This window comes from Actinospica durhamensis, assembly GCF_018139695.1.
Classification (GTDB): Bacteria; Actinomycetota; Actinomycetes; order Streptomycetales; family Catenulisporaceae; genus Actinospica; species Actinospica durhamensis.
The window spans coordinates 1-5,044 of sequence record NZ_JAGSOG010000419.1 but is presented as its reverse complement, the minus strand read 5'-3'; the positions used below and the strand labels follow the sequence as shown (position 1 = coordinate 5,044).

Here is a 5,044-nt window from a genome sequence, read left to right as displayed (position 1 = left end):
GCCCCGCCCTCCCCGAGCCGGTTGCCGGCCCCGACCACCACCGCAGCGCCGGATCCGACGGTTACCCGCAGGCCCGGATACAGGACGTTGTCCGGGCCGAACTCGCACGTCGCATCGGGCGCGCACTCCACGCTGACGCCGGGGTAGATCACGGTGCCCGGCCCGAACCGGGCGTGGCGCGAGAGCAGGGTCGAGTAGGGATCGAACAGCGCTCCGATCCGCCGCCCGAGGTCCAGGCACTCGCCGATCGTCAAGAAACCGTGCGCGACCCGGGCCGCATCGAGGTCGGAATGATCCATGGACGGCCATTCTGCCCCGACACCGCAGGAGTCTGCATCCACGCCGATCTGACTGCGCGAAAAGGGCGGAGTCGCAGGAAGCGACCCAGGACAGGCGTAGCCGGGTCGACGCGGGCCGCGCCAGCGTTCGCCGCATACAGACCATCCGCCTGACTGACCAAACTCCCGAAGGACTAGCAGGTCGCACCTCGCGCCTCTCACATGCGCTCCGTGCGGCGCGGCTGAGCGTCCGCCGAGGTCTGCCGCAGACTAAGACACCAAGCCGCATACACAGGATTTGACAATTGCCCCGGTCACTCGCCGAGAACGCCTGCCCGGGGAGGGACAGCGTGGGTGGCTTGTGGCGCAGAATAAAGCAGTTCAGCATATGGCGCGTCCCGAATTACTTCATCGAACCGAGCGATGCCTACCTGGGCGAGCCCGTGGAGTCCATCGATCGGCTTGGGAAGGTCCGCAGCTGGGCCGCCATCGCGATCATCGTCGGCACGGCCGTCTACTACTCGGGATTGAGCCATCTCGGAACGATCACCGACGGCAAGGACCACGTCAAGACCATCAATATCGGGAACGACAATCCCGAGGGCAACTGGTTCCTCGGCCTGATGATCAGTGTGGTCACCGCCGTGTTCATCCTGCCGGTCGTCTCGCTGTGCCTCGTATGGTGGACCAGGCGCGGCGCGCGGCGGGCGGCCCTGATCCAGCTGCGCTGGCCGTACATCGCCATTGCCGCGTGGTTCGGCATCTTCGCCGCCGCGGCGCCGTTCATAGCCCTCGGCAACTATCTGCAGAAGTCCGCCCAGCACCTGAACTTCGAGCTCAGAGCGGCAGCGTGGATGTTCGTGGTCTTCATCATGATCCTCGAACTCGCCTGGATCGTGAAATCGCTCTATCTGGCGGCGACCGGGCTGTTCCGTGCGGCGGACGGCCACCCGCTGCTCCCACTGATCGCCGCGCCCGCCGTCGCCGCGATGGCCACCCTCATGATGAACACCGTCGGCGGCAATGGGCTCGTGGGGGTGCCCGGCGTCGTCGGCGACGCACTCACGTGGGGCGGGACGATCACCATCACGATCGTCAGCCTGCGCAGCGCACAGCTCCTGCGGCGCCGGTATCCGCAGGATTTTCCGTTCAGGAACGGCCCGCTCCGAAGCTGATTCCCGACCCGTGCCGCAGGACGATGGCTGTCACCTTCCCGGCAATGAAGAATTCTGACCGCTTTGTATGGAGGGGGAGACGATGAGTGGTATCGACCCGGAGGACAGTCCCGGAACGCCGGAGTACAACCGCCGCGAGGACTACCTGAAAGAGACTCAGGCTCGGATGGACCGACTCAACCAGCCGGTGGCCGGCCCCGATCCAGGCCTCTACCCGTCGGCCGGGACCCGGGGGCGGCAAACTCGGCCGGCTCGCACTCCGGCCCTGTCGAAGTGGCTGGTGCTCACCTTCCCGCTCGGCATGCTCGCGGTACTCGTCCCGGTGCACGGCCCCCACGGCCCGATCCCCGGCGTGGCACACTTCTTCGGCGGTGTCGCCATCGCAGGGCTCGGCTCGCCCCGGGCACGCGCGGCTTCGATGCTCCTCATCGGGCTTCTCGTCGCCGCCGCCGTCTGGGAATGGTCGTGATTCCACCTGGATCCACGCCGCCAGAGCCTCCTCGGCACAGCGCTGCCTGGCGGGCGAAGAGATCTGGCGGAGCCTGCGCGACCTCCTGGCGGGGGTAACGCGTCGGCACCTGCTCGGGCCGTCACGCCGCCGGGCCGATCGCGCGGCTGCGCGTGTACGGCCACGCCCCGGGCTCGTCGCGCGTTGCCCGGAGCACTATGGATCGCACTGATCGCACTGACCGCACGGACCGCGCTGATCGGCCGGCCCGTGGAGGTCAGGAGTCTGTTTTCTGCTCTTCCAGGACACGGACGAACGGGGCGAGTTCCCGGTCACCCGAGGCGTCCGCGAGCGCCTCGCGCAGCGCCTCGTCATGGGTGGGGCGGGCCGCGTCGAGCAGCTTGGCGCCTTCGGGAGTGACGTTCGTGTAGATGCCGCGGCGGTCGGTCGGGCAGAGGTAGCGCTCGAGCAGGTCGCGCTCCTCGAGCCGGGCGACCAGGCGCGTGGTGGCGCTCTGGCTGAGCACGACCGCGTCGGCGAGCTGGCGCATCTGCAGGTGGCCGCCGTCGCCGTCGTGCTGGCGGCTGAGCACGTCGAGTACGAAGAACTCGCGGGCACTGAGCCCGTGCCGCGCTTCGAGCGCCTTCTCGAGGCGGGCCTCGATGCGTCCGTACAGCACGGACAGCGCGATCCAGCCCTGGGCGCGGGCGGTGAGAGCCGGGTCGGTCGCGGTCATCGGTGCTCACCCCTCAACTCTCGTCCTGCGGTATCTCTCTCCAGCGGTCAAGACCAGTCTACCGCGCCCACAATTACACGCGTTTGCAACTATCGGCGCCTGCAATTAGATTGGGCGGGGTCCGGCGCCCTCGCGCCCCGCTCACGAAAGGCCGCATCCCATGCCGCTCGCGCTTGTAGCCCTGGCTCTCGGGGCCTTCGGCATCGGCACCACCGAGTTCGTGGTCATCGGCCTGCTCCCGCAGATCGCCACGAGCTTCGCAACCACCGTCCCGACCACCGGCCTGCTGGTCACCGGCTACGCGCTCGGCGTGGTCGTCGGCGCGCCGTTGATGACGGTGCTCGGGACCCGGATACCGCGTAGGCGTATGCTGATGCTGCTGATGGCCCTGTTCACCGTGGGCAACGCGCTCACCGCGCTCGCGCCGAGCTTCGCCGTGATGCTCGCCGGACGGGTCGTCACCTCGCTCGCGCACGGCGCGTTCTTCGGGATCGGCTCCGTGGTCGCGGCGGAACTCGTCGAACCGCGGAGGAAGGCGCGCGCCATCGCGATGATGTTCACCGGGCTCACCGTCGCGAACGTGGTGGGCGTGCCGCTCGGGACCCTCGTCGGCCAGCATCTGGGGTGGCGGGCCACCTTCGGGATGGTCGCCGGGCTCGGCGTGATCGGCTTCGCCGGGATCGCGGCGCTGGTGCCCGACCTGCCCCGGCCCGCGCACGTACGGCTGCGCCGCGAGGTCGCGGTGCTGCGCGAACCCCAGGTGGTGCTGGCCATGGCGATGACCGTGCTCGGCTTCGGCGGCGTGTTCGCCGCGATCACCTACTTCGTGCCCATGATGACGCACGTCACCGGGTTCGCCGACGGGTCGGTCAGCTGGCTGATGGTGCTCTTCGGGCTCGGCATGGTCGCAGGGAACCTGGTCGGCGGCAGGTTCGCCGATCGGCGGCTGATGCCGATGCTCACCTGCGCGCTCGGCGGCCTGGCCGTGGTGCTCGCCCTGTTCACCCTCGGCGCGCACACGAAGCCGACCGCGGTGCTCGCGGTCTTCCTCATCGGCGGCCTCGGGTTCGCCACGGTGCCGCCGCTGCAGAAGAGGGTCATGGACCAGGCGCACGACGCGCCCACGCTCGCCTCCGCCGTCAACATCGGGGCCTTCAACCTCGGCAACGCGCTCTCCGCGTGGCTCGGCGGCCTGGTGATCTCGGCCGGATTCGGGTACACGGCACCGAACTGGGTCGGCGCCCTGCTCGCGGCCGCCGCGCTCGGGCTGGCCCTCGTCTCCAGCCGGCTCGAACGCCGCCGGCCGGCCGCGTCCGCGCACGTCGTGGGAACCGAGGCGAGCGTGGGAACCGAGGCGGCCGGGGCCACGCCGGCGGCGGCCCGCGCGGGCCTGGCCTGCGTTCAGAACTGACAAGTACACATCACACATCACTGCAATATCAAGGTAAGTAAGGATCCACGATGACCTCCGTCCCCAGCGTCACGCTCAACAACGGCGTCGCCATGCCGCAGCTCGGCTTCGGCGTCTTCCAGGTCCCCGAGGCGGAGACCGCCGCCGCCGTCACCGCGGCGCTCGACGCCGGATACCGCAGCATCAACCGCCGCGGCGTACGGCAACGAGCGCGCGGTCGGGGCGGCGATCGCCGCCTCCGGGATCGCCCGCGAGGACCTGTTCGTGACCACCAAGCTCTGGAACACCGACCAGGGCTACGACGCGGCCCTGCGCGCCTTCGACTCCTCCGCGGCCAAGCTCGGCCTGGACATCGTCGACCTCTACCTCATCCACTGGCCCACACCCGCGCGCGACCTCTACCTCGAGACCTGGCGCGCGTTCGAGAAGCTGCTGGCCGACGGCCGGGTGCGCGCGATCGGCGTGTCCAACTTCCAGCCCGAACACCTGCAGCGGCTGCTCGGCGAATCAGGGATCGTACCCGCCGTCAACCAGGTCGAGCTGCACCCGGCCCTGGTGCAGCAGCGGGTGCGCGACTTCGACGCCGCCCACGGGATCGCCACCGAGGCCTGGAGCCCGCTGGCCAAGGGCAGCGTCCTGCACGAGCAGGCCCTCACCGAGATCGCCGCCCGCCACGGCAAGACCCCCGCGCAGATCGTGCTGCGCTGGCACATCCAGCTCGGCAACACCGTGATCCCGAAGTCGGTCACCCCGGAGCGGATCAGGCAGAACATCGACGTCTTCGACTTCGAACTCACCGGCGCCGAGGTCGAGGCGATCACATCCCTCGACCGCGGCCTGCGCACCGGCCCCGATCCGGACACGCTCAACTAGAAGTCCGATGAAGATCTTCGTGGTCTGATGTGGCGGGTCGGCGTAGCCGGCCCGCCACTGGCCTGTTCATGCTGGTGTCGGCAGGTTCCAGCGTCCGTTGGTGCGGGTGAGGCCGAGGTTGAT

The 5,044-nt window shown here is 69.3% G+C and carries 4 protein-coding genes and 2 pseudogenes; 4 read left to right on the top strand and 2 right to left on the bottom strand.

What is annotated here, in order from left to right; genetic code table 11:
* Positions 1–299 (bottom strand): annotated as a pseudogene (locus tag KDL01_RS38975) (hypothetical protein); the annotation flags it as partial.
* A 284-nt stretch (positions 300–583) separates the two neighbouring features.
* On the opposite strand from KDL01_RS38975, the gene KDL01_RS38970 reads away from it, so the two are divergent.
* Entirely contained in the window at positions 584–1,453 is an 870-nt protein-coding gene (locus tag KDL01_RS38970; RefSeq protein WP_212533750.1) for a hypothetical protein, read from the top strand.
* Between the two features lie 82 nt (positions 1,454–1,535).
* On the top strand, positions 1,536–1,922 hold the full coding sequence (locus KDL01_RS38965) for a hypothetical protein (protein WP_212533749.1): 387 nt from the start codon (positions 1,536–1,538) through the stop codon (positions 1,920–1,922).
* Positions 1,923–2,178: 256 nt separating this feature from the next.
* Here KDL01_RS38965 and KDL01_RS38960 read toward each other — a convergent pair whose 3' ends face one another.
* Entirely contained in the window at positions 2,179–2,637 is a 459-nt protein-coding gene (locus KDL01_RS38960; protein ID WP_212533748.1) for a MarR family winged helix-turn-helix transcriptional regulator, read from the bottom strand.
* 160 nt (positions 2,638–2,797) lie between these two features.
* Here KDL01_RS38960 and KDL01_RS38955 point away from each other — a divergent pair, with 160 nt between their 5' ends.
* On the top strand, positions 2,798–4,048 hold the full coding sequence (locus tag KDL01_RS38955; protein ID WP_212533747.1) for an MFS transporter: 1,251 nt from the start codon (positions 2,798–2,800) through the stop codon (positions 4,046–4,048).
* A 50-nt stretch (positions 4,049–4,098) separates the two neighbouring features.
* Positions 4,099–4,921: pseudogene (locus tag KDL01_RS38950) on the top strand (aldo/keto reductase).
* Positions 4,922–5,044 lie beyond the last annotated feature (123 nt).